The organism is Amaricoccus sp. B4 (genome assembly GCF_043226085.1).
Taxonomy (GTDB): domain Bacteria; phylum Pseudomonadota; class Alphaproteobacteria; order Rhodobacterales; family Rhodobacteraceae; genus Amaricoccus.
Map to the genome: position 1 here is coordinate 75,231 of NZ_CP171225.1, position 20,712 is coordinate 95,942.

The following is a 20,712-nucleotide window of genomic DNA, read 5'->3' on the forward strand; positions in this document are numbered from 1 at the left end:
TGGTCTCCCCCGTCACATCCTGAAGAGGCCGAACCGGGTATCCGGGATCGGCGCGTTCAACGTTGCGGCGAGCGAGAGCGCCAGCACCTCCCGGCTCTTCGCCGGATCGACGATGCCGTCGTCCCAGAGCCGGGCCGAGGCATAGAGCGGGTGGCTCTGCCGGGCGAACATCTCCTCCGTCGGGCGGCGGAAGGCCTCCTCCTCGGCATCCGTCCAGCTCTCGCCACGCTGGGCCATCGCCTCGCGCTTGACGATCGCAAGCGTCTTCGCCGCCTGCTCGCCGCCCATCACCGCGATGCGGCTGTTGGGCCAGGTCCAGAGGAAGCGCGGCGAATAGGCCCGGCCCGCCATGCCGTAGTTGCCCGCGCCATAGGAGCCGCCGACCAGCATGGTGATCTTCGGAACGGCGGTGGTGGACACCGCGGTGACGAGCTTCGCGCCATGACGGGCGATCCCGCCGGCCTCGGCGTTGCGCCCGACCATGAAGCCGGTGATGTTCTGCAGGAACACGAGCGGGATCTTCCGCTGCGAGCAGAGCTCGACGAAATGCGCCCCCTTCACCGCACTCTCGGAAAACAGCACGCCGTTGTTGGCGATGATGCCCACCGGAATGCCGTGGAGATGGGCAAAGCCGCAGACCAGCGTCTCGCCGAAGCGGGCCTTGAACTCGTCGAACCGGCTGCCATCGACGATGCGCGCGATCACCTCGCGGATGTCGTAGGGGATCTTCGGATCGGCCGGCACGATGCCCATGATCTCGGCCGGGTCATAGGCCGGCGGCTCCGGCGTCTCGAGCCGGACAGGCGTCGGGCGGCCGGGGGCGAGATTGCCGACGATCCGGCGCGCGAGCACGAGCGCATGCGCGTCATCCTGCGCCAGATGGTCCGCCACGCCCGAAAGCCGGGTGTGCAGATCGCCGCCGCCAAGCTCCTCGGCGGTCACGCTCTCGCCGGTCGCGGCCTTCACGAGCGGGGGCCCGGCAAGAAAGATCGTGCCCTGTTCCTTCACGATGACCGTCTCGTCACTCATCGCCGGAACATAGGCGCCGCCCGCGGTGCAGGAGCCCATGACCACCGCGATCTGCGCGATGCCCTTGGCGCTCATGTTGGCCTGGTTGTAGAAGATCCGGCCGAAGTGGTCGCGGTCGGGAAAGACCTCGTCCTGGTTCGGCAGGTTCGCCCCGCCCGAGTCGACGAAATAGACGCAAGGCAGGTGGTTCTGCTCGGCGATCTCCTGGGCGCGGAGGTGCTTCTTGACCGTGAGCGGGAAATAGGTCCCGCCCTTCACGGTCGCGTCGTTGGCAAGCACCATGACCTCGCGGCCCATGACCCGGCCGATGCCCGCGATGGCGCCCGCCGCCGGGATCTCGCCGTCATAGAGCCCGTTCGCCGCCAGCATCCCCACCTCGAGGAAGGGGGCGCCGGGGTCGAGGAAATTCTGCACCCGGTCCCGCGGCAGCATCTTGCCGCGCGCGAGGTGCCGCTTGCGCGAGCGTTCGCCGCCGCCCGCCATCGCTGCCCCGGCCGCCTCGCGGACGGTGGCGAGCTGCGCCTCCATCGCCGCCCGGTTGGCCGCAAAGCCCTCCGAGCGGGTGGAGACATGGCTTTTCAGAACCCGGCTCATGCGGTTTCCGCGAAAAGCTCGCGCCCGATCAGCATCCGCCGGATCTCGCTCGTGCCCGCGCCGATCTCGTAGAGCTTGGCATCGCGCAGCAGCCGCCCCGTGGGGTAGTCGTTGATGTAGCCGTTGCCGCCGAGCGCCTGGATCGCCTCGAGCGCCACCTGCGTCGCCTTCTCCGCGGCATAGAGGATGCAGCCCGCGGCGTCCTTGCGGCTGGTCTCGCCCCGGTCGCAGGCGGCCGCCACCGAATAGACATAGGCCCGGCAGGCGTTCATCGTCACATACATGTCGGCAAGCTTGCCCTGCATGAGCTGGAAGGTCCCGATCGGCCGGCCGAACTGCTCGCGCTCGTGGACGTAAGGCACCACCACGTCGAGACAGGCCGCCATGATCCCGAGCGGCCCGGCGGCGAGCACCACGCGCTCGTAATCGAGCCCGCTCATCAGCACCTTCACGCCGCCGCCTTCCTCGCCGAGGATGTTCTCGAACGGCACCTCGCAATCCTCGAACACCAGCTCGCAGGTGTTCGAGCCGCGCATCCCCAGCTTGTCGAGCTTCTGCGCGGTCGAGAACCCCGTGAAGTCCTTCTCGATCAGGAAGGCGGTGATGCCCTTGGGCCCGGCCGCCGGATCGGTCTTGGCATAGACGACGAGCGTGTCGGCATCCGGCCCGTTGGTGATCCACATCTTGTTGCCGTTGAGCACGAACCGGTCGTTCCTCTTCTCGGCCCGGAGCTTCATCGAGACGACATCCGAGCCCGCACCGGGCTCGCTCATCGCCAGCGCGCCCACATGCTCGCCCGAGACGAGCTTCGGCAGGTATTTCGCCTTCTGCGCGGCGTTGCCGTTGCGCTTGATCTGGTTCACGCAGAGGTTCGAATGCGCCCCGTACGACAGCCCCACCGAGGCGGAGGCGCGCGAGATCTCCTCGATCGCGACGCAATGGGCGACATAGCCCATGTCCGCGCCGCCGAATTCCTCGGGCACGGTGATCCCGAGCAGCCCGAGCTCGCCGAACTCGCGCCAGAGCTCCATCGGGAAGGTGTTGGTCGCGTCGATCTCCGCCGCCCGCGGCGCGATCCGGTCCTGCGCGAAACGGCGCACGGTGTCGCGCAGCGCGGCAACATCCTCGCCGAGCGCGAAATTCATGGTTGCGTCGAACATTCCTTGTCTCCTCCCCTTGGCATCCGCAGCCCGACGCTCTGCAGCGTGGCCCGGACATAGTCTTCGATTATGGTTGCACGATCGAGCCGGCCGCCCTCGCGGTACCAGACCGTCACGCCGGTCAGCATGGCGAGCAGCGCGCGGGCATGGACCGCCGGGTCGCCGATCGAGAAAAGCCCCGCCGCGGCGCCCTCGGCGAGAATCGCCCGGAGCGTGCCCTCGTAGCGGCTCCGCATCGCGTTGATCCGCCGGAAGCCCTCCGGCTCGAGGCTGCGGAGCTCCATGTAGGCGATGAAGACATCCGCCGGGTAGTCGAGGTGGTAGCCGACATGGAACCGCGCGAAGGCCTCGAGGCGCGCGACCGGCCCGGCGACGCCGGCAAGTGCGGCCTCGTGGGCGCGCAGCACCGCTTCGAGATGGCTGGTCATCAGCTCGGCCAGCAGCTCCTGCTTGCTGGCGAAATGATTGTAGATCGCCCCCTGCCGCACCCCCACCGCCTCGGCAATGTCGCGCATCGAGACCGCCGCATAGCCGCGCTCGGCGAAAAGCCGGAGCGCACAGCCGCTGATCTCGCCGCGCGTGTCCTTGCGTCTTGTGTTTGCGTCGCTGTTCATCTATCTTCCAGTGAACGATCGTTCATTCACCTATGCCAGCTTCAAACCCCGAATGCAACAGGGAAGGCGGCAGGGCGCGGACGAACCCGCCGGAAACACGGCACAACCGGGAGGACACCCATGACTGAACTCGCCCATGTGAAGGGCCGTACCGACGTGCCGCTGATCGAGGAGACGATCGGCGCCTTCTTCGATTCGCAGGCCGCGCGCCATGCCGAGACGCCCGCGCTGATCGCGCGCCACCAGGACATCCGGCTCACCTGGGCGGAGCTGCGCGAGAAGGTCGATGCGCTCGCCTGCGGCCTGCTGCGCCTCGGGCTCGAGCGGGGCGACCGGGTGGGGATCTGGGCGCCCAACTGCGCCGAATGGGTGTTCACCCAGTTCGCCACCGCCAAGGCGGGCCTCATCCTCGTCAACATCAATCCGGCCTACCGCCGCTCGGAAATCGAATACGCGCTCAACAAGGTGGGCTGCCGCGCGCTCATCACCGCCCGGCACTTCAAGTCGAGCGACTATGTCGCGATGCTGAACGATCTCGCGCCCGAACTCGCCGAGGGCGCCCCGAAACTCGCCGCCGCGCGGCTCCCGAGCCTCGAATTCCCGATCAGCCTCGGCGCGGAGACGGCGCCGGGCTTCCTGCGCTTCGACGATCTGCTCGCCCCGCCCACGGCCGAGGAACGCGACGCCCTCCAGGCGCTGGGCGCGACGCTCGAGAACACCGACGCGATCAACATCCAGTTCACCTCCGGCACCACCGGCGCGCCGAAGGGCGCGACGCTCACCCACCGCAACATCCTCAACAACGGCTTCTTCGTCGCCGAGGCGATCGCGCTCGCCCCCGGCGACCGGCTCTGCATCCCGGTGCCGCTCTACCACTGCTTCGGCATGGTGATGGGCAATCTCGGCTGCCTCACCCACGGCGCCACCATGGTCTATCCCTCCGATGCCTTCGAGCCCGGCGCCGTGCTCGCGGCGGTGGCCGAGGAGCGCTGCGTCGGCCTCTACGGCGTGCCGACCATGTTCATCGCCGTGCTCGACCACCCGGACCGCACCGCGCTCGATCTCTCGAGCCTCAGGACCGGCATCATGGCCGGCAGCCCCTGTCCGATCGAGGTGATGAAGAAGGTGATCGGCGAGCTGGGCATGGAAGACGTCACCATCGCCTACGGCATGACCGAAACCTCCCCCGTCTCCTTCCAGAGCAGCATGGACGACCCGATCGAGCGCCGCGTCTCCACCGTCGGGCGCGTGCAGCCGCATTGCGAGGTGAAGATCGTCGACTGGAACGGCGACACGGTGCCGCGCGGCCAGACGGGCGAGCTCTGCACCCGCGGCTATTCGGTGATGAAGGGCTACTGGGACGACGAGAAGCGCACCCGCGAGGCGATCGACGCCGACGGCTTCATGCACACCGGCGATCTCGCGGTGATCGACGCGGAGGGCTACGGCAACATCGTCGGCCGCTCGAAGGACATGGTGATCCGCGGCGGCGAGAACATCTATCCCCGCGAGGTCGAGGAATTCCTCTACACCCACCCGAAGATCCGCGACGTGCAGGTGATCGGCGTGCCGGACGAGAAATACGGCGAGGAGCTCTGCGCCTGCATCATCACCAGCGATCTCTCGCTCACCGCCGAGGAGGTGCGCGATTTCTGCCGCGGCCAGATCGCGCATTACAAGGTGCCGCGCTATGTGGAGTTCGTCGAGGAGTTCCCGATGACCGTGACCGGCAAGATCCAGAAGTTCATCCTGCGCTCGGAAGTGAGCGAAACCCTCGGGCTTCAGGGCGAGAAGACCGCGTGATGACCGATACGCCGATCGAACTCTGGCATGCGGCGGACACACGGTCCTTTCGCGTGCTCTGGGCGCTGGAGGAAATCGGCGTCGGCTACACCCTTCACCCGCTGCCGTTTCCGCCGCGGGCGAAGGCGCCGGACTATCTCGCCGTGAATCCGCTCGGCACCGTGCCCGCCTTCCGGCAGGGCGCGGTCCTCATGCTCGAGAGCGTCGCCATCGTGCAGTATCTCGCGCAGCGCTACCCGGAGGCGGGGCTCGCGCTCGGGATCTCCGAGCCCGAGTTCGGCGCCTGGCTTGACTGGCTGCATTTCGGCGAGGCCGCGCTCACCTTCCCGCTCGCCATCGTCCTGCGCTACACCCGGTTCGAGCCGGGCCGCGCCGATCAGGCGGCGGAGGATTACGGCCGCTGGTTCGGCGCGCGCCTGCGCCGGGTCGAGGCCGGGCTCGAGGGCCGGGACTGGCTCTGCGCCGATCGCTTCACCGGCGCCGACATCTCCGTGGGCTTCGCGCTGCTGCTGGCCGATTTCCTCGGCCTGGCGCCGCGCTTCGGCCCCAATGTCACCGCCTACTGGCAGCGCCTGCAGGCCCGCCCCGGCTTTCAGGCCGCCAAACGCGCCCAGGGCTCGAGCCTCGCCGAACTCCTCGCCCCCTGATCCGCGCCCCCCGCGTGCCACCACCCCGCCCGAATCCCGGCCGCCGCTCTCCCCAAGGGCGGCGTCCCGACAGGCCCGGCCCAAGCACACCGCCCCCTGATCCGGCCGCACCCATCTCCACCCTCCCGCCCCACGCCCGCGCCGGGCAGCGCCCGAGGATCCTGAGCGCCACCGCGGCGGCGTCCCGACAGGTCCGGCCCGCGCACATCGCTCCCTGATCCGGGCGCACCCATCTCCACCATCCCGTCCGCCGTTCGTGCCCGGCGCCCAAGGACCCTGAGCGCCACCGCGACCGCATCCCGACAGGTCCGTCTTGCGCACAACGCTCCCTGATCCGGGCCCACCCATCTCCACCGTCCCGTCCGCCGTTCGTGCCCGGCGCCCAATGACCCTGAGCGCCACCGCGACCGCATCCCGACAGGTCCGTCGTGCGCGCAACGCTCCCTGATCCAGGCCCACCCATCTCCACCATCCCGCGCGTGCCGCGCCCGAAGGCCATGAGCGATACCGTGGCCGCATCCCGACAGGTCCAGCATGGGCACCAGCCTCCCCTGAGCCGTGGGACCCATCTCCACCGTCCCGCCCGGCGCCCGCGCCGGGCAGCGCCCGACCCTCCCCCAGGGAGGGCGCTTCCGCGCCCCCCAGGGTCGGGCGCTGCCCTCCCCACAGGGCGGACGCGTCAGACAGGGCAATGCTCTTCCCCGCCCCGGGCGCCGACCCGCTTTTCATCCCGGTCGTGCAGCGCCCCCCGCCCAATACGCGCAGGTGCTTCCTTCCCGCGAAACGACAGCCGCCAGAGAGGGCGCGACGTCCCCTCCCGCCACACGGGCAAAAGGCCGGTCCACCCCCGCCATTCATGATATGTTAACTAGGAAAATATAGTAAAAACAAAGGAGTTTTTTGATTTTCACGGTGAAACGCCCCGCTTTCACCGCCCCCGTGGCCTTACAGGAGCGGCGTTTCCTCCCGCGCGAGGAGGGCCGCGAGCCGCTCCGGCGCGAGCCCGAAGCGCGCCCGGCTTTCGGCCTCCGCCCGACCGTCGCGGAGCATGCGGAAGGCCTCCGCCGCCGGGATCTCGCCGAACCAGCCGATGCCGGCCGGGGTGCGCGGCGTCTTCAGGATCTCCATCTCCTCGACGAGCCCGCCCCGGACCACGGCCGCCGTCTCGATGCGGATCGCCGGGGGCAGGTCATGGGCGGGCCGGTCGTCCGGGAAGTCCCGCCGCGCCGCCCAGAACGGCCGATCCGCGAACCGGGTCTCGAGGCGCAGGAAATCGCGCCCGATCCGGGCATTGCGCAGGCAGGTTTCCTGTGCCCGCTCGGCGAGAAACCGGCGGCAGAGCGCCTCGCTCCCGGCGCCCGGCCGCGCCGCCAGCGTCCGCCGCACCGCCGCCGCCGCCAGCGCGCTCGACACCGCCCAGAACTGGCCGTGCCCCGAGAGCGGATCCATCGCGGCAAAGGCATCTCCGACCGGCAGGCAGGCGAGATCGTCGAGCGGTGCGGGCAGCACCGGCGCGGTAGCCCGCACCAGCGGCGCGCCCTCGAGCCTCGGGTCCCCGAGCTCGGGCGCGCTCGCGGCCAGAGCGGTCCGCAGGCGCGCCTCGGGCGGGAGCGGCGATGCGGCATCGACGGTCAGCTGCGCCCAGATCCGCCCGTCGGGCAGCGCCGCCCGCCAGATCCAGCCCTCGGGCAGGGCGCTGATCCGGAGCCCCGGCGCGACCGGCCCGTGCTCTGGCCCACGCTCCGACAGGACGAAGGCGCAGATCGAGAGGGTCGGCACCGGCCCCCGCCGTGCCGCGGCCTCCGCGCCATGGGCGGCCCGGCCGCGGGCATCGAGCACCTGCGCCGCCGCGATCCACCGCCCGTCCGCGAGCCTGATCCCGCCCGGCTCCGGCCGCCCGCTGCCGCGGATCTCCTCCGCCCCCGCCGCGACGGCCGCGGCGCGGAGATGGGCGTCGAGGGCCGCGCGCTCGACCAGGAATTCGCCATTGACCGCCGCGCCGAGCCCCGACCAGTCGGTCTGCCGGGGCAGGGGGCCGATCAGCCCGTCGAGCCCCTCGAGCAGCCCTTCGCCCGCGAGCCAGCGGTGCAGGCGCGGGCTCATGCCCTCGATGCGCCGGGGTCCGCGCCCGGGGTCGACGAGGATCACGCGAAGCCCGTCCCGTGCCGCGAGCCGCGCCGAAACCGCCCCCGCCGGGCCGCCGCCCAGAACCGCCAGATCGCAGGCAAGCCCCATCCGTTCCGTCCCTCTGCTGCTTTCTCCGGCAAGGCTCGCCCTGCGGCGGGCCGATTTCTTGACATTTCCGGCCAATGCCGCCCCGGCGCCGAGTTTGGCCGGAAATGTCAAGAAATGCGACGCCGGTCTGCATGACGCTCGGGTGACAGCATCACACGCCTCCCCCGGAACACCAGCCGGCGAAGCGCGCGACACCGCGCCTTCCGCCCAGCCAGAGGAAGACTGCCCGATGAGATCCCCCACCCGCAACGCCCTCCGGACCGGCTGCGCCCTGCTGGCGCTCTGCCTCGCGCCCGCCGCCGTCGCGCAGGACGGCGCCGAGGTTCTGGAGAACGTCTGCTCCAGCTGCCACGCGAAGACCGCAGACGGCGGCTACGAGCGCATCGACGCCGTCCGCAAGACCCCCGAAGCCTGGGACATGACCGTGGTGCGGATGATGCGCAACCATGCCGTCGTGCTCACCGACGAGGACCGCATCGCGGTGGTGCGCTACCTCTCCGATACCCACGGCCTCAGCGTCGCCGAGACCGACGGCTGGCGCTACATCCTCGAGAAGGAGCCGGTGGCCTCCGACGCGGGCCCCGATCAGCTCATGACCGAGACCTGCGGCCGCTGCCATTCCTACGCCCGTGTCGCGCTCCAGCGCCGGACGCCGGAGGATTGGGAGCATCTGGTGAACTTCCATCTCGGCCAGTTCCCGACCCTCGAATACCAGGCGCTCGCCCGCGACCGCGACTGGTGGGGGATCGCGCAGTCCGAGATCATCCCCTATCTCGCCGAACACTACCCGCTGGGCGAGGCGCCTGCCGCGGCCGAGACGGATCTTTCCGGCACCTGGGTCGTCGCGGGCCGCATGCCCGGCCGCGGCGATTATTCCGGCACCCTCACGCTGGCCGCCGCGGGCGACATGTATGACGTGACGATGGCGCTCGATTTCGCGGACGGAAGCACGAGCCACAGCGGCACCGGCCTGCTCCTCGGCGCGGGCGAATGGCGTGCCGCGCTCAGCAATGGCGAGACCCCGATCCGCCAGGTCTTCGCGCTCACCGCCGACGGCACGCTCGAGGGCCGCTGGTTCGAGACCGAGCATGACGTCATCGGCGGCCGCCTCGTGGCGCGGCCCGAAACCGCCGCGCCCGCGATCCTCGCGGTCAGCCCCGCCCATCTTCGCGCCGGCGAGACCGCCGAGGTGCGGATCACCGGCACAGGGCTTTCGGGCGATCCCGTCCTGCCCGAGGGGGTGAGCGGCGAGGTGGTGCGCGCGAGCGCCGAGGAGGTCGTGCTGTCCCTCACGGCGGCCGATGCGCTCGGGCCGGTCGCGATCGGCCTGGGCGGGCTCGAGGCGCCCGATCCGCTCGTCGTCTACGACACGCTCGACCGGATCTCGGTGGTGCCGGAGCTGACCATGGCGCGCATCGGCGGCAATGGAGGCCCGATCCCGAAGGTGCCGGCGCAGTTCGAGGCCATGGGCTGGCTCAACGGGCCGGACGGCGCTCCGGCGACCGAGGATGACATTCCGGTCGGCATCTTCCCGGCAGGCTGGTCGGTCGACAATTTCGACGAGGCCGCCGCCGAAATGGAGGACGCGAAATTCGCGGGCACGATCGACGCGGCCGGTCTCTTCACGCCGGGCGATGCCGGCCCCAACCCGGAGCGGCCGATGTCGACCAACAACGCGGGCAACCTCAAGGTCATCGCCACCGTCGAGGATGGCGGCGAGAGCCTGACGGGCGAGGCGCATCTCTATGCGACCGTGCAGCGCTTCGTCGACACTCCGATCCGCTGAGGTGATGCCATGGGAGATCTGACCCTCATCCGCCACAACGCCCATCGGGTGGATGTCGATGGCCATGCGATGCTGATGCATGTGCCGACGACGAGCCTCTTCGAACTCGACGCCGCGAGCCGCGACGTCTACGACCTCTTCCGCCGCCATGCCCAGGTCGACAGCGACATCATGCGCAGCGAGCTTGGCGGCCGGCACGGGCCCGAGGCGCTCGCCGAATGCGTGGAGAGCTTCCTCGCCCTCGATCTCCTGCGGGATGCGGCCACGCCCGAGATCCCGCGCCCGATCGCCAGGGTCGAGGAGATCCCGCTTTCGACGATCATCCTCAACGTCAACACCGGCTGCAATCTCGCCTGCACCTACTGCTACAAGGAAGACCTCGCGGTGCCCGCGAAGGGCGAGAAGATGGCCTTCGAGACGGCGCGGGCCTCCTTCGAGCTGCTGATGCGGCAGGCGAGGGACCGCGACCGGGTGAATGTCGTCTTCTTCGGCGGCGAGCCGCTCTCGAACATGCCCCTCATCCGCGAGGTGGTCGCCTATGCCGGGCCGCGCGCGGCCCGGGAGGGCAAGGTGGTGGATTTCTCGCTCACCACCAACGCGACCCTGCTCACCGAGGAGATGGTCGACTGGTTCGACGCGCATCACTTCGCGCTCACCGTCTCGATGGACGGGCCGAAGGCCCTCCATGACGTGAACCGCCGCACCGTGGGCGGCAAGGGCACCTACGACGTGGTGGCGACGAAGGTGCGGATGCTGCTCTCGCGCTACCGCAGCCGCCCGGTCGGCGCGCGGGTGACGCTCACCCGCGGCGTGACCGATGTGATCGCGATCCACGACCATCTGAAATACGGGCTGGGATTTGCCGAGGTGGGCTTCGGCCCGGCGACCTCCGGTCCGGTCTCGGTCTTCAATCTCGACGGGCCGGCGCTGGCGCAGGTCTTCGAGGACATGAAGGCCCTCGGGCGGCGCTACACCGAAGCCGCCTGCCGGGGCGAGAACATCGGCTTCTCGAACATGCACCAGCTGCTGACCGACATCGCCCAGGGCACCAAGAAGGCGGTGCCCTGCGGCGCGGGCCTCGGCATGCTGGCGGTGGACAAGGCGGGCGATCTGCATCTCTGCCACCGCTTCGTGGGCTCGGACCAGCCGACCTACGGCAATGTGGCCGAGGGGATCGACGTGCCGAAACTCGCAGCCTTCATCGAGGGCGCGCAGGATCGCAGCGCCTATGGCTGCCGCACCTGCCGGATCCGCTCGATCTGCGCGGGCGGGTGCTATCACGAAGCCTATGCGCGGCAGGGCGATCCCTTCGCGCCGGTCTATCACTACTGCGATCTGATGCGGGACTGGGTCGATTTCGGCATCGAGGCCTATGTGCGCATCATGCAGGCCAACCCAGACTTCTTCCGCAGCCATCTCGAGCCGAGGAAATCCAGGACATGAAACATCTCACCCCTGCAAATGCGAAGGCAAAGGCATTCGTCGAAGCCCAGGAGGACGGCCGCGAGGAAGAGGTCGTCGCGATGAACTCGCTCGTGGGCTGCACCACCTCCTTCGATCCCGGCTGGGAGGTCGATGCCTTCGGCGCGGTGTCCAATCTCTGCCAGCCGATGGAGGCGGACCTCTACGGCTGCGCCGATCCCTGCTGGTGGCCGGCCCAGGTGGCGGACACGCTCAACACCTATCCCGGCTGGACCGACGGGGCCGCGAACGTCACCGAGGACTGGCGCAAGCTCCAGTCCGTCTTCCCCGAACCGAAAGGCTGAGCCCATGACGCGACCTCTGCTTTCCGCCCTGCTGGCCACCACGCTGGTGCTGCCGGGCCTGCCGGTCCGGGCCGCGGACTACCTGCTCGCGCCGGTGCGGCCGAACAAGCTGGTGATCGTCAGCGCCGACAGGATGGAGATCGACAATGTGGTCGATCTCCCCGAGGACGCCGGGCCGTTGCCGGGCACGCCGGTGGTGAGCGCCGACGGCAAGAGCGCCTTCGTCAACATCCACAAGTACGAGAGCATCGTGAAGGTCGACCTCGTCAGCGGCGAGACGCTGGCGCGGGTCGACATGAGCTCGGAGGGCGAGCGGGTGAAGAGCCTCTTCGGCCTGGATCTCTCGCCCGACGGCACCACGCTCGCGGTCTACCAGAGCCCGGTGAAGCTCGGCATGACGAGCTACGAGGTCGAGCCCACCCGCATCGCGTTCTATGATGCCGGGACGCTCGAGCTGAAGTCGACGGTCGAGGCACCGCGGCAGATCACGCTCCTGATGTATTCGAAGGACGGGAGCAAGCTCTATGGCATGGGGCGCGCGATGCATGTCTTCGATGCCGAGACCGGGGCGGAGATCGACACGCTGCCGATCCAGACCTGGGAGGCCGAGACCTATCTCCAGCCCGATGTGCTCGATGTCTGGAGTCAGTTCGAGAGCTCCGGCATGATGGTCACGCCCTTCTACACCGCGCGGGCCGACATGAGCCTCGAGGATCCGGAGGCCTGGCGGACGGGGATGCTCACGCTCGATCTCGAGACCGGCGCGATGGACATGCGCGAGGTGCGGATCATGGATGTCTTCTACTTCTCGACCGCTGCAAGCCCGGACAAGACCCGCGCCTACGGGGCCTACAACGTGCTCGAGAGCTTCGATCTGGAGAAGAACGCCTCGATCAAGCGCGTCTCGCTGCCCCACAGCTACTATTCGGTGAACGTGAGCAGCGACGGAAGCACGGTCTGGCTCGGTGGCGCGCTCTCGGACCTCTCGGCCTATGACGCGGAGACCCTGGAGAAGAAGGGCCAGGTCGACATACCGGGCGGCGCGTCCATGTCGCTCTCGAGCATCCGGATGTTCACGCGGGACGAATGATGGTCCGGGTGGGCGTGATCGACAGCGGCGGCCCGGCGGCGGAGGCGGGCCATGCGCTCGGCTTCGCGCCCGACGGGTCCGCGCGCCCGGCGCGGCCGGACCGGCTCGGCCATGGCACCGCCGTGGCAGGGATGATCCGCCGCGCCGCGCCGGGGGCCGCGATCCTGCATGCCCAGGTCTTCGACGACCGTCCCGTCACCAGCGCGCTGCGCGTTGCCGCCGCCCTCCGCTGGCTCGCGGGGCGCTCCGCCCGGCCCGATCTCGTCTGCCTCAGCCTCGGGCTCGGCGCCGATCGTGCCGTGCTGCGTGCGGCGATCGCCGAGGCGGTGGAGGCCGGGCTTGTCATCGTCGCCGCACACCCGGCGCGCGGCGGGCCCTGCTATCCGGCCGCCTATCCCGGCGTCATCGCGGCGACGGGCGATGCCCGTTGCGGCTGGGACGAGATCTCGCAACTCGGGCCCGCGCTTTTCGGCGCGTGGTGCAATTCGCCGGAGCGGGGCGGCGGCGGCATGGCCGGCGCAAGCCTTGGCGCGGCGCGGCTCGCGGGCCATCTGGCGGCGATCGCGGCGGCGGAAGGCGAGCTCTCGTCGCCTGCGGCGGCCCGCGCCGCGCTTGCGCGTCGCGCCGGGCACGTCGGCCCGGAACGGCGGCGCGCGGGATGAGCGCGCGGCCCGCACCCGGCGCGCGGATCGCCAGCGCCTTTGCCGGGCGGCTTCTGGGGCAGGGGCCGGGCGAGTGGATCGCGCCGGTGCTGGCCCGCGCGCTGCCCGGCGCGGGGCTCGTTCTTCTGTGCGCGCTTGTCGCGGCGGGGCTCGGGCTTGCCGCACCGATGGTCACCAAGGCGCTCATCGATCAGGGCATCATGGCACGGGACATGGGCGCGCTCCTGCACTGGGCGGCGGTGAGCTTTGCGGTCGGGCTCGGCTCCGTCGGGCTCGGCATGGTGAGCGGGATGCTGCATCTGCGCGCCTCCGCCCGCATGCTGGCGGACCTGCGCGGCGTCGTGCTCGGCGCGGCGCTCGCCCGCGATCCGCTGTTGCCCGATCTGCCGCTCGGGGAATCCGTCGCCCGCATCGACGGAGACAGCGCAGAGATCCAGCGCTTTGCCTTCGACTCGGTGCTGGTCGCGGTCAACGCGGTGTTCCGGCTTGCGGGCGGCACGGTGCTCATGCTGCTGCTCGACTGGCGGCTCGCGCTCCTGCCGGTGCTGGCGGCCCCGGTCGAGCTTGCCTTTCTCTCCTGGGCCCGGGACGGCACCAACAGCCGTGCCGAGGAGGCGCGCGAGATGCGCGGCGTGCTGGGCTCGCACATGACCGAAAGCCTCGCGACGCTCGGCGCGCTGCGGGCCTATGGTGCGGGCGGGCGGCGGCGGGCGGCGTTCGACGGGATGCAGACACAGCAGGTCGGCGTGCTCGCGCGCCAGCGGATGTGGAGCGAGATGGTCGGTGCGGTGAGCCAGATGATCTCGGCGCTCACCCGTTCAGCCGTGCTGCTTGTCGGCGGCTGGCTGGTGATCCGCGGCGACTGGCCGATCGGCACGCTCGTGGCCTTCCTCGCCTATGCCACGATGATGTCGGGCCCGCTGCGGAACCTGCTCGGTCTCTATCACGCACAGGCCAAGGCGCGCGTGGCGCTCGACCGGCTCTCGGGGGTGATCGGCGCGGCGGCGCCGCTGGAGGCGGGGGCAAGTTGCCCGCTCCGGCCGCAGGAGCTCGAATTCGAGGATGCCGCCGCACCCGATGGCGGGCACGCGCCGGTGAGCTGCACGCTCAGGGCGGGCGAGCGCGTGCTGATCGACGGGCCGTCGGGCATCGGAAAGTCGCGTCTGATGGCGCTGCTCAACGGCGGCGCGCCGCGGGCGGGCGGGCATGTGCGGATCGACGGGCGGGATGCGGCCGAGATGAGCCTTGCCTCCCGCGCTCTGGCCATCACCCATCTGGCGCAGCGGCCGGTGATCCTGCGTGGAACGCTTGCCGAGAACCTGCGCCTCGGTGCGCCGGAGGCCCCCGATGTCGCGCTCTGGAATGCGCTGGCCGTCGCCGATCTCGCGGACTGGGCGGCGGCGCGCGGCGGGCTCGACACCGCGCTCGGCGAAACCGGCAGCGCGCTTTCGGGCGGGTTGCGCCAGCGGATCGCGCTTGCCCGCGCTCTGCTCCGGCCCTCCGGGGTATTCATTTTCGACGAGAGCTTTTCCGAGATCGATGCCGCCGCCTGCCGCCGCATCCTTACCCGGATCGATGCGGCCCACGGTGAACGGCTGCGAATCTTCATTGCCCATGCAGGCCCCGCGCGCGAGGGCGCCTTCACTCAGACGATCGTGCTGTCGGAGGCCGCACCGCTGCGGCGGAACTCGCTCGGCGACATGCCGTACCAGCGCGCGAAGGCGCGGGAAAACGCGGTCTGGTCGGAATAGCCGAGCAGCAGCGCCACCTCGCTCAGCGCCTTGGAGGAATAGCGCAGCAGCGCAACGCTCTGGAGCTTGCGGCACTCCGCCAGCACCTCCTTGAACGTGACGCCCTCATCGGCGAGCGCCCGGCGCAGCGAGCGTTCGGAGAGGCCGAGTGCTGCGGCAATGCTCTGCTGGCTCACATCGCCCCGGCCGATGCGGCCAAGCAACGCCTGCCGGACGCGCAGCGCAGCGGGGTCGCCGGCGCGCCGGGCTTTCAGGGCATGCTCGATCGCGGCCCAGAGCTCCTCGAAAGGCCGGTTCGGGGCCGGGGGCGCGACGGGGCGGGCCGAGAGCGCGCGGGCGGCGAAGGTCACGGCGTTTTCCGGCTCGCCGAAGCGCGGCAGGCGGCCAATATGCCGGGCAAGGCCTCGCGGGTCGCGGTCGGGGGCGTGCTCGAAGGAGACCGAGACGATCGCATCCTTCGGCACGCCGTAGCGTGCGGCGATGGTGCGGACCACGCCCAGAGAGAGTTCGGCATCGGCCCGGCGCGGCCAGATGCGCGGATCGAGCACGCGGTAGCCGAGGCGAACCTCGTCGCCACGCTGGGTGAAGGTCATCTCGGTTGCCGACTGCAGGACCGGAAAGCCACGCTGGAAGGTGCGGAGCGCCTCGCCGAGCGTGCGGCTTGCGAGAACCGCCTGGCCGAGGGGGCCGAGCTGGGCGAGATCGCAGCCCTCGCCGCGAACCCAGGAGCGCGCGCCGTCCTCGCTCGTGCTGCGGTCTTCCTCGAAATGGCGGACGAAATCGGCAAGGGGGCGCAGGCCTGTCTCGGCGGCCTCCGGTGCGGCGGCCGCGCCCGAGCCGGGCCGCCCGGCAAGTTCGCAGAATGCATCCTCGCTGATCCAAGAGCTGAACATTGCCGCGCCAGCCGCCCGAAATACCCGATTCCCGAAGGGGTCATCATACCGTCATGTCGGGCGTGAAGCTCGCGAAAATGTGTCCGGTCCGGCATGGGTGCGCATGATTCAGCCTGCGGTTGCCGCACTGATGCGCAAACCGGCGCAGTGTGGCGATGCTTTGGGCAGGATGCCTCTGGCGGGCGACGCGGGCCCGCGTCGCGCCGGCCGGGGTCAGGTGTCGCGATGCACCCGCAGCGGCGCCCAGGACTGGCTGACCGGCATGATCTCGATCGCGTTCACGTTCACATGCGGCGGCTGGCTGGCCACCCAATGGATCGTTTCGGCAATATCCTCGGGCTGGATCGCGTGCGCACCCTTGTAGAGCGCGTCATAGGCCTCCTGGCTGCCACCGGTGCGCACGAGCGTGAATTCGCTCTCGCAGAGGCCCGGCTCGATCGAGGTCACCCGCACGCCGGTGCCGTGGAGATCGGCACGCAGGCCGAGGCTGAACTGGCGCACGAAGGCCTTTGTCCCGCCATAGACATTTCCGCCCGGATAGGGCCAGGTTGCGGCGATCGAGGAGAGGTTCACCACATGGCCCTTGCGCGCAATGAGGCGCGGGATGAGGTGGTGGGTGAGGGTGACGAAGGCGGTCACATTCGTCTCGATCGTCGTCTTCCAGTCCTCGAGCTTGGTCTGCGGCACCGGCGCGGTGCCAAGTGCCATGCCGGCATTGTTCACCAGAACGTCGAGCGCCGCGAAGCGTTCGGGCAGCGCCTCGATGGCGGCCAGCATCGCCGCCTCGTCGCGGACATCGAAGCGGGCAGCGTGGAAGTCCGGGCCGAGCTCCCCGGACAGTTCGGCAAGCCGCTCGGCGCGCCGCCCGGTTCCCACCACGCGCCAGCCTTCCGCGATGAAGCGCCGCGCGGTGGCGGCGCCGAAGCCTGCGGTCACGCCGCTGATGAAGATGGTCTTCTGCATGGCTGCTCCCTTCCTCCCGTTTCAGGCCGCCCGGTATCCGCGGCTGGCCCTGTCATCCGGCCGGAGGGAAATGGGCCCCGCAGCCGGGTTCAGCCGGCCGCGCGCGCCGTGAGGCTGTCGGCAAAGCGCTGCATCGCCGCCTCCGGCCCGTCCGGATCCGACCAGAGCTCGTCGCCGAGGCAGATGAAATCGGTGATCCTCGCGAGATCGCCTGCGATCTCGGGGGTGAGCCCGCCTTCGGCCACAACCGGCACCTCGATCATCTCCGACCACCACTGGAAGAGCTCGAGCGGGGCAAGGGTGCCATCGCCGAGGCTCGAGGGCGTAAGGGGGCCGAAGCTCACGTAATCGGCGCCGATCTCGCCCGCTGTCATGCCGTCATGGCGCGAGGCATGGGAATGCGCGCCGACGATCGCGTCCTTGGCGAGCTCCTTGCGGGCGGCCCGCACCTTTCGCGATCCGTCGGAGAGATGCACCCCGTCGAGGCCGAGCCGCGTCACAAGGCGGAAATGGTCGGTGAGAAGCAGCGGCACGTCCCGCTCGTGACAGACGGGGCGGAGCGTGTCCGCCGTCCGTGCAATCGTCTCTTCGGCGGCATCACCTGCGGCAATGCGGACGCAGGTGATGTCATGGCTGTCGAGCAGCCGGGCAAGCACGTCGGGAAAACGGCTCAGCCCCGGCTGCGCGGGCGCGACAAGGTAAAGTCTCGCAAGCGGATTGTCCGACATGTCGTCACGCCCACATCTGCCGGTGCCCTGAGCTCAGCGCTTCAGGATCGAGCGGCCGGCGAAGATCGCGTTGGCGCCCAGATCTTCCTCGAGGCGGATGAGCTGGTTGTATTTCGCCAGCCGGTCCGAGCGCGAGAGCGAGCCGGTCTTGATCTGGCCGCAGTTGGTGGCGACCGCGAGATCGGCGATGGTGGAATCTTCCGTCTCGCCGGAGCGGTGCGACATCACGGCGGTGTAGCGCGCGCGGTGCGCCATATCGACGGCCTCAAGCGTCTCGGTGAGCGAGCCGATCTGGTTCACCTTCACGAGGATCGAGTTGGCGATGCCCTTCTCGATGCCCTGGATCAGGCGCTCGGTGTTGGTGACGAAGAGGTCGTCGCCGACGAGCTGGCAGCGGTCGCCGATCGCGTCGGTGAGCTTCTTCCAGCCGTCCCAGTCATCCTCGGACATGCCGTCCTCGATCGAGATGATCGGGTAGTTGTCCACGAGGCCCGCGAGATAGGCGACGTTCTCGTCGACCGAGCGCGTCACGCCCTCGCCCTTCATGTGATAGGCGCCGTCGTTGAAATACTCGGTCGCCGCGCAGTCGAGGGCGAGATAGACATCCTCGCCCGGCTTGAAGCCGGCCTTCTCGATGGACTTCATGATGAAGTCGAGCGCTTCGTTGGCGGTCTGCAGGTTCGGCGCGAAGCCGCCCTCGTCGCCGATGCCGGTGTTGTGGCCCGCGGCGCTCAGCTCCTTCTTGAGCGTGTGGAACACTTCGGCGCCGATCCGGACCGCGTCGGCGATGCTCTCGGCGCCGACCGGCATGATCATGAATTCCTGGATGTCGATCGGGTTGTCCGCGTGCTCGCCGCCGTTGATGATGTTCATCATCGGCACCGGCAGGGTGCGGGCGTTGGTGCCGCCGATATAGCGATAGAGCGGCATGCCAAGGGTCTGGGCCGCGGCCTTGGCGCAGGCGAGGCTCACGCCGAGGATGGCGTTGGCGCCGAGGCGGCCCTTGTTGGCCGTGCCGTCGAGATCGCGCATCACCTGGTCGATATGCACCTGCTCGACGGCAGGCATCCCGGTCAGCGCGTCGGAGATCGGCCCGTTGACCGAGCGCACGGCGTTGAGCACGCCCTTGCCGCCGTAGCGCTTGGGATCCTTGTCGCGCAGCTCGACCGCTTCGTGGGCCCCCGTCGAGGCTCCGGACGGCACCGCGGCGCGGCCCATCGAGCCGTCTTCGAGCAGCACATCCACTTCGACCGTCGGGTTGCCCCGGCTGTCGAGAATCTCTCGGCCAACGATATCTATGATGACTGACATATTAAGCATGCTCCCAAGGTCGCGTTGCATAGCATCCCGATTGCACCCTGTTAGACCACTCGCAACGCGGTGAAAACCGCAATTTGAACGAGGGAGAGGGCGAAAAAGCCAGGAATTACCCGGGCAGCGCGGTGGAAGCGAGGCTGGCCCCGATGACGAGAATCGTGAGACCGGCGCCGATCTGGAGCGCCGGCGCGGCGATGCGGCCCGCCTGTCCGCCGCCGGTGGCGAAGAGCGCGGTGTCGCGGCTCGTGACCGCGAGAACGGCGACGAGCGCGGTAAAGGCCGCCGTTCCGAGCCCCATCGCGAGGACCGAGGCCACGCCCGCCAGCCGCAGATCCATGCGCCAGGCGATGACGAGGATCATCAGCGCCCCGGTGCAGGGGCGTGCCGCCATGCCGAAGATGAGCAGCGCCGTATCCATCGGCCCCGCGGCGCGCGCGACCGCCTCGGGATCCGGCCCGTGGGCATGGCTGCAGCCGCATCCTGGGCCATGGCCGGGATCATGAGCATGGTGCCCGGCGCGCAGCGCTGCCCGCATCCCGCGGGCGCCCCGCAGGAGCAGCCAGCCGCCGATAAGCGCGATGGCGGCATTGCCGAATGCGGTGATCCAGCCCTCGCTTGCGGCCATCGTGCCCTTCACCGTGCCCGAAAGCAGCGCGAGGCTGCCATAGACGATGAGGATCGCGGCGCCGGCCTGCGCGAGGCTGCCCGCCAGCGCGATCAGCGCCATGCGCCGCGCGCTCACCTGCGTCGCAAGCGAGCCGCCGGTGACCAGAAGCTTGCCGTGTCCGGGGCCGAGCGCATGGAGAAACCCGTAGCCGGCGCAGAGCCCCACGAGCGACCAGAAGGCTGCGCCGTCGCCCGAGCGCAGGGCCTGGATCCGGCTCGCGAGCGCCGTCTGGACCACATGCTGCTGGCGCGCGGCCCACCAGAGCAGGGTCTGGTAGGCGCCGCTCCACCAGACGAAGGCGATCAGCGCCGCAAGCACGAGCAGCGCGAGAATGGCGGTCAGTCGCATCGGATCTCGATCCGGTCGGCAAAGAGCCCGCCCAGGTCCTGATCCGGATCTTCATCGGCCGGGATGTCGAAGAGGCTCTGCTGGAGCGCGGCGAGATCCTGTGTCGGCTCGAAGGGATCGAGCGTGAGACTGCACCCCGCCGCGTTGCCTTCGGCTTCGGGCGCATCGGTGATGGCATAGGCGGTGTAGTAGCTCGGATCGTAGACGGCGATCTCGGCTTCGGGCGCGGGACGGAACGGCGTCTCGACCCGGCGGAGGAAACGGATCACCACGCGGCCCTCCGAGATTTCGGCATCCGCCTCGAGCGGGCCGGACAGCGCGACCGGCGTGCCGTCGCGGGTGAGATAGCTGTCCCCCTCGAAACCCTCGGTCCACTCGGTCTGGTAGCGGGCAAGGCTGGCGCGCTCCTCCGCGCTCAGCGGCGTATCCGGATCGGAAGGCAAGCCCAGTTCCTCGGCCATGTAGAGCGACGTGAACGGATCGTAGATCCAGGTGACATGAAGCGCGGTGATCCGGCCCTCGGCATCGAAGACCGGATTTGCGCCGCCGTCGATGAAGACATGCGGATGCGCCGCCGCCGATCCGGCGGAGAGACATGCGGCCAGCGCGAGGCCGGTGCGGAAACGGGCGCGGCGGGGTTCGGGCATGGGGAACGGGGC

18 protein-coding genes are annotated in these 20,712 nt (G+C 69.7%); 8 read left to right on the forward strand and 10 right to left on the reverse strand.

Annotation, left to right across the window (positions count from 1 at the left end; all coding sequences use genetic code 11):
• Positions 1-12: 12 nt before the first annotated feature.
• Genes ACF66B_RS00355 through ACF66B_RS00365 form a run of 3 tightly spaced genes read right to left on the reverse strand, consistent with a single transcriptional unit; the run spans position 13 to position 3,397 of the window.
• Complete coding sequence (locus tag ACF66B_RS00355; RefSeq protein ID WP_111428781.1) at positions 13-1,623, reverse strand: carboxyl transferase domain-containing protein; 1,611 nt, start codon at positions 1,621-1,623, stop codon at positions 13-15.
• A complete protein-coding gene (locus tag ACF66B_RS00360; protein WP_111428780.1) occupies positions 1,620-2,783 on the reverse strand; it encodes an isovaleryl-CoA dehydrogenase in 1,164 nt (387 codons plus the stop codon). Before ACF66B_RS00360 ends, ACF66B_RS00355 begins: the two co-directional genes overlap by 4 nt.
• Positions 2,765-3,397, reverse strand: coding sequence for a TetR/AcrR family transcriptional regulator (locus ACF66B_RS00365; RefSeq protein WP_111428779.1), 633 nt, complete (start codon positions 3,395-3,397; stop codon positions 2,765-2,767). The genes ACF66B_RS00360 and ACF66B_RS00365 overlap by 19 nt, the downstream gene beginning before the upstream one ends.
• Positions 3,398-3,517: 120 nt before the next feature.
• On the opposite strand from ACF66B_RS00365, the gene ACF66B_RS00370 reads away from it, so the two are divergent.
• Together ACF66B_RS00370 and ACF66B_RS00375 are read left to right on the forward strand one after the other, a co-directional pair.
• A complete protein-coding gene (locus ACF66B_RS00370; RefSeq protein WP_111428778.1) occupies positions 3,518-5,200 on the forward strand; it encodes an AMP-binding protein in 1,683 nt (560 codons plus the stop codon).
• Positions 5,200-5,847 carry a glutathione S-transferase family protein gene (locus tag ACF66B_RS00375; protein WP_111428777.1) on the forward strand — a complete coding sequence of 216 codons (648 nt, stop codon included), beginning with the start codon at positions 5,200-5,202 and terminating at the stop codon, positions 5,845-5,847. The genes ACF66B_RS00370 and ACF66B_RS00375 overlap by 1 nt, the downstream gene beginning before the upstream one ends.
• 945 nt (positions 5,848-6,792) lie before the next feature.
• Here the strand turns inward: ACF66B_RS00375 and ACF66B_RS00380 are convergent.
• Entirely contained in the window at positions 6,793-8,082 is a 1,290-nt protein-coding gene (locus ACF66B_RS00380) for a pilus assembly protein CpaD (RefSeq protein WP_111428776.1), read from the reverse strand.
• A gap of 229 nt (positions 8,083-8,311) precedes the next feature.
• On the opposite strand from ACF66B_RS00380, the gene peaA reads away from it, so the two are divergent.
• The 6 genes from peaA to ACF66B_RS00410 are packed head-to-tail and all read left to right on the forward strand — an operon-like array spanning position 8,312 to position 15,137.
• Positions 8,312-9,868: a quinohemoprotein amine dehydrogenase subunit alpha gene (gene peaA / locus ACF66B_RS00385; RefSeq protein WP_111428775.1), complete on the forward strand. Its 1,557-nt coding sequence runs from the start codon at positions 8,312-8,314 to the stop codon at positions 9,866-9,868.
• Between the two features lie 9 nt (positions 9,869-9,877).
• On the forward strand, positions 9,878-11,311 hold the full coding sequence (peaB, locus tag ACF66B_RS00390) for a quinohemoprotein amine dehydrogenase maturation protein (RefSeq protein ID WP_111428774.1): 1,434 nt from the start codon (positions 9,878-9,880) through the stop codon (positions 11,309-11,311).
• Positions 11,308-11,634 (forward strand): quinohemoprotein amine dehydrogenase subunit gamma, encoded by a 327-nt coding sequence (gene qhpC / locus ACF66B_RS00395; protein WP_111428773.1) that lies wholly within the window; start codon positions 11,308-11,310, stop codon positions 11,632-11,634. The genes peaB and qhpC overlap by 4 nt, the downstream gene beginning before the upstream one ends.
• Before the next feature lie 4 nt (positions 11,635-11,638).
• Positions 11,639-12,724, forward strand: coding sequence for a quinohemoprotein amine dehydrogenase subunit beta (gene peaD / locus ACF66B_RS00400; protein WP_111428772.1), 1,086 nt, complete (start codon positions 11,639-11,641; stop codon positions 12,722-12,724).
• Entirely contained in the window at positions 12,721-13,386 is a 666-nt protein-coding gene (locus tag ACF66B_RS00405; protein WP_392663640.1) for a S8 family serine peptidase, read from the forward strand. The genes peaD and ACF66B_RS00405 overlap by 4 nt, the downstream gene beginning before the upstream one ends.
• Complete coding sequence (locus ACF66B_RS00410; RefSeq protein WP_111428771.1) at positions 13,383-15,137, forward strand: ABC transporter ATP-binding protein; 1,755 nt, start codon at positions 13,383-13,385, stop codon at positions 15,135-15,137. Before ACF66B_RS00405 ends, ACF66B_RS00410 begins: the two co-directional genes overlap by 4 nt.
• On the opposite strand, the gene ACF66B_RS00415 is transcribed toward ACF66B_RS00410, so the two are convergent.
• The 6 genes from ACF66B_RS00415 to ACF66B_RS00440 all read right to left on the reverse strand — a co-directional run bounded on the left by ACF66B_RS00415 (position 15,032) and on the right by ACF66B_RS00440 (position 20,700).
• A complete protein-coding gene (locus ACF66B_RS00415) occupies positions 15,032-16,030 on the reverse strand; it encodes an AraC family transcriptional regulator (protein ID WP_111428770.1) in 999 nt (332 codons plus the stop codon). The two genes, ACF66B_RS00410 and ACF66B_RS00415, sit on opposite strands and share 106 nt — an antisense overlap.
• 213 nt (positions 16,031-16,243) lie before the next feature.
• A complete protein-coding gene (locus ACF66B_RS00420; protein ID WP_111428769.1) occupies positions 16,244-16,993 on the reverse strand; it encodes an SDR family NAD(P)-dependent oxidoreductase in 750 nt (249 codons plus the stop codon).
• 89 nt (positions 16,994-17,082) lie between these two features.
• Positions 17,083-17,721, reverse strand: a complete 639-nt coding sequence (locus ACF66B_RS00425; protein ID WP_111428768.1) for a thiamine phosphate synthase — start codon at positions 17,719-17,721, stop codon at positions 17,083-17,085.
• 33 nt (positions 17,722-17,754) lie between these two features.
• Complete coding sequence (gene eno / locus ACF66B_RS00430) at positions 17,755-19,032, reverse strand: phosphopyruvate hydratase (RefSeq protein WP_111428767.1); 1,278 nt, start codon at positions 19,030-19,032, stop codon at positions 17,755-17,757.
• Between the two features lie 115 nt (positions 19,033-19,147).
• Positions 19,148-20,053, reverse strand: coding sequence for a hypothetical protein (locus tag ACF66B_RS00435; RefSeq protein WP_111428766.1), 906 nt, complete (start codon positions 20,051-20,053; stop codon positions 19,148-19,150).
• Positions 20,044-20,700, reverse strand: coding sequence for a DUF1007 family protein (locus tag ACF66B_RS00440; RefSeq protein WP_111428765.1), 657 nt, complete (start codon positions 20,698-20,700; stop codon positions 20,044-20,046). Before ACF66B_RS00440 ends, ACF66B_RS00435 begins: the two co-directional genes overlap by 10 nt.
• Positions 20,701-20,712: the final 12 nt, after the last annotated feature.

Bases quoted from the DNA above. Each gene is read 5' to 3' on its own strand.
- ACF66B_RS00355 (WP_111428781.1), bottom strand. From the start codon at position 1,623: ATGAGCCGGGTTCTGAAAAGCCATGTCTCCACCCGCTCGGAGGGCTTT.
- ACF66B_RS00360 (WP_111428780.1), bottom strand. From the start codon at position 2,783: ATGTTCGACGCAACCATGAATTTCGCGCTCGGCGAGGATGTTGCCGCG.
- ACF66B_RS00365 (WP_111428779.1), bottom strand. From the start codon at position 3,397: ATGAACAGCGACGCAAACACAAGACGCAAGGACACGCGCGGCGAGATC.
- ACF66B_RS00370 (WP_111428778.1), top strand. From the start codon at position 3,518: ATGACTGAACTCGCCCATGTGAAGGGCCGTACCGACGTGCCGCTGATC.
- ACF66B_RS00375 (WP_111428777.1), top strand. From the start codon at position 5,200: ATGACCGATACGCCGATCGAACTCTGGCATGCGGCGGACACACGGTCC.
- ACF66B_RS00380 (WP_111428776.1), bottom strand. From the start codon at position 8,082: ATGGGGCTTGCCTGCGATCTGGCGGTTCTGGGCGGCGGCCCGGCGGGG.
- peaA (WP_111428775.1), top strand. From the start codon at position 8,312: ATGAGATCCCCCACCCGCAACGCCCTCCGGACCGGCTGCGCCCTGCTG.
- peaB (WP_111428774.1), top strand. From the start codon at position 9,878: ATGGGAGATCTGACCCTCATCCGCCACAACGCCCATCGGGTGGATGTC.
- qhpC (WP_111428773.1), top strand. From the start codon at position 11,308: ATGAAACATCTCACCCCTGCAAATGCGAAGGCAAAGGCATTCGTCGAA.
- peaD (WP_111428772.1), top strand. From the start codon at position 11,639: ATGACGCGACCTCTGCTTTCCGCCCTGCTGGCCACCACGCTGGTGCTG.
- ACF66B_RS00405 (WP_392663640.1), top strand. From the start codon at position 12,721: ATGATGGTCCGGGTGGGCGTGATCGACAGCGGCGGCCCGGCGGCGGAG.
- ACF66B_RS00410 (WP_111428771.1), top strand. From the start codon at position 13,383: ATGAGCGCGCGGCCCGCACCCGGCGCGCGGATCGCCAGCGCCTTTGCC.
- ACF66B_RS00415 (WP_111428770.1), bottom strand. From the start codon at position 16,030: ATGTTCAGCTCTTGGATCAGCGAGGATGCATTCTGCGAACTTGCCGGG.
- ACF66B_RS00420 (WP_111428769.1), bottom strand. From the start codon at position 16,993: ATGCAGAAGACCATCTTCATCAGCGGCGTGACCGCAGGCTTCGGCGCC.
- ACF66B_RS00425 (WP_111428768.1), bottom strand. From the start codon at position 17,721: ATGTCGGACAATCCGCTTGCGAGACTTTACCTTGTCGCGCCCGCGCAG.
- eno (WP_111428767.1), bottom strand. From the start codon at position 19,032: ATGTCAGTCATCATAGATATCGTTGGCCGAGAGATTCTCGACAGCCGG.
- ACF66B_RS00435 (WP_111428766.1), bottom strand. From the start codon at position 20,053: ATGCGACTGACCGCCATTCTCGCGCTGCTCGTGCTTGCGGCGCTGATC.
- ACF66B_RS00440 (WP_111428765.1), bottom strand. From the start codon at position 20,700: ATGCCCGAACCCCGCCGCGCCCGTTTCCGCACCGGCCTCGCGCTGGCC.